Here is a 2,454-nt window from a genome sequence, read left to right as displayed (position 1 = left end):
GCGATGGTGGAGAGAGTAACAGCTCACGGCACTACATTTTTAAAGAAGATTTACAAAAGACTGCGAATGCACTTGGATTGGAAATTAGGATTGCCCACTATCCTCCTTATACCTCCAAGTATAATCCCATTGAACATCGTTTTTTTCCTCATGTGACTCGTGCTTGTGAAGGTGTTGTATTTCACTCGGTTGAAACAGTTAAAACATTGATTTCTAGAACATCAACGTCAAAAGGACTAACAACAATTGTTCACATACTCGACAAAATATACGAGACAGGACGAAAATATGCCGCTGACTTCAAAGAAATAATGCCGATTGTATTTGATACACATTTACCAAAATGGAATTACCGGGCAATTCCTCAAGAATAATTAATATCGGGACGTTGTTTCGTGCTTATTCCTTAATATATATGCTATGAGTTTTGGCGCCTTAAGCAGTCATGCCGTTATGGCTTTGAATGGTGGGGCAAAACTGGGTAACTTTGCACATAATACGGGTGAAGGCGGCATTAGTTCATACCATTTAAAATTTGCTGGCGATTTAACCTGGCAGATAGGCACGGGCTATTTTGGTTGCCGAACAGTAAACGGCGGATTTAGTGAAAAACTGTTTGCTGAAAAAGCCATGCTCCCTAGTGTCAAAATGATTGAGATAAAATTATCTCAGGGAGCAAAACCTGGGCATGCCGGAGTCTTACCTGCCTGTAAAAACACGCCAGAAATCGCTAAAATAAGAGGTGTTGAAGCTTATACGCAGATTAATTCTCCTGCAACACATTCGGCTTTTTCCACACCTATTGAATTACTAGAATTTATTCAGCAACTGCGCGATCTGTCCGGAGGTAAACCCATTGGATTTAAATTATGTATTGGTCAGCGTAGTGATTTTCTTGCTTTGTGTAAAGCAATGCTGAAAACCGGTATTAACCCCGACTTTATTACCGTTGATGGGGGTGAAGGCGGAACGGGTGCCGCTCCATTGGAATATAGCAATTCCATTGGTATGCCATTATTAGATGCCCTGGCCTTTGTTAGTGATTGCCTAATCGGTTTTGATTTAAAAAAAGACATCAAAATCATTGCCTCAGGTAAGGTTTTTACCGGCTTTCACATTATCAAACGTTTAAGCATAGGGGCTGATTTATGTAATAGTGCGCGCGGCATGATGCTATCGATGGGTTGCATTCAATCATTACAATGTAATACGGGGCACTGCCCTACAGGCATCAGTACGCAACGGCCCGCATTAGTCAAAGGTCTGAATGTTAGCGATAAACGCCAACGTGTTGCTAACTTCCATGAAGAAACCGTTAAAAGTGTCGCTGAAATTCTAGCAGCAGCAGGTTTATCACGTACTGAAGAGCTTAATAGAAAACATATATTCAGACGAACCAGTCAGACACAAATCAGTCATTATCAAGATATTTACCCTCCCATGGTCGCTGGCAATTTATTATCAGAGCCATTCCCATCTGCCTTTGACGAGGATATAAAACAAGCCAATGCAGAAATGTTTAACTGTGCGGCGTGCGAAATCAATTGATAAGAGAGATATAGATTTTGTTGATGCTCTTATTTGCACTAAAAGCAAATTGCAAGGCAACAGCCGCTTCATATTGAGTGCCCACCTATAGTATGGATTTCATTATCTATTAGTTCTGACATAACAATTTCTCCTTTCTTAGCTGATTTTCAGAAAAGAATATACCAGAATTACGCAGGATTTTTGTTCGTCTTCAAAGCCTGCCCCGTACTTGATCCTGGGATAATAATAACAGGAGATACCGATACTTCTGTATTGCAAAATATTCAAAAAGAAGGCTTGCTGATGCTATCAAAGCCAGTTACTCCAAAACTGAAGTTTCCCAATAATTATTTATGGTAAAATTGAAACTATGCTACAACTATATGAAAAAAATAGTCTTTTCATTCGTTTCAAATGCTATTGCCTAAGGGGAATTAAGTAGGGGTTTGCTATAAACATCATCAGTGTTTCCATTGAAAGCAACAATAGCTAAGAAACTTAGAGAGTATGCCTTATTTTAGAGGCGGTATGCGATTATCTTGTCCTACTCCCAGATTTTTAATCAATCCTAAAAATTCTTCGCAGGATAAGCACATGGAAAAACAACAAAAAACCTAAAATAAAGCTTGCAATTACGAAAAACATTTTTTTTATAATTTTCCGTTTTATAAACCTTATAATCGGAAACTCTCATGTACGAATCCCAGACACTGAATGCCTTTATTTTTGATCACTGCAATAAGAGCATGGACAATGCCGTATCAGCAGAACGTTACCCTTTGTGGAAGCGAGCATGCCCAGGACTAAACGATATTGGCTTTATTCGTCTTGGGATGTTACGTTGCATCAGTTTGGTGGATAGTGGTCGCCATTTTTTACAGGCAGCAGAAGAGGTTCATGAGGAGCAATGCCCTCTTTCAACCT

At 39.4% G+C, this 2,454-nt stretch carries 3 protein-coding genes and 1 pseudogene; all 4 read left to right on the top strand.

Translation table 11 applies throughout. From position 1 onward, the window contains the following. A partial coding sequence (locus tag CDZ78_RS16055) for an ISAzo13-like element transposase-related protein (protein ID WP_444979214.1) occupies window positions 1-374 on the top strand: 374 nt, incomplete at its 5' end. 28 nt (window positions 375-402) lie between these two features. Then, window positions 403-1,548 (top strand): annotated as a pseudogene (locus CDZ78_RS16050) (FMN-binding glutamate synthase family protein); the annotation flags it as partial. Between the two features lie 183 nt (window positions 1,549-1,731). Further along, window positions 1,732-1,890, top strand: coding sequence for a hypothetical protein (locus CDZ78_RS22225; protein ID WP_167374352.1), 159 nt, complete (start codon window positions 1,732-1,734; stop codon window positions 1,888-1,890). Between the two features lie 332 nt (window positions 1,891-2,222). Then, window positions 2,223-2,454, top strand: a 232-nt coding sequence (locus tag CDZ78_RS16045) for a hypothetical protein (RefSeq protein ID WP_140414122.1), incomplete at its 3' end; no start/stop codon positions are given.

It is taken from the genome of Bathymodiolus platifrons methanotrophic gill symbiont, assembly GCF_002189065.1.
Classification (GTDB): domain Bacteria; phylum Pseudomonadota; class Gammaproteobacteria; order Methylococcales; family Methylomonadaceae; genus Methyloprofundus.
The sequence above is the reverse complement of the archived record's forward strand: the minus strand, read 5'-3'. Positions and strand labels throughout refer to the sequence as shown.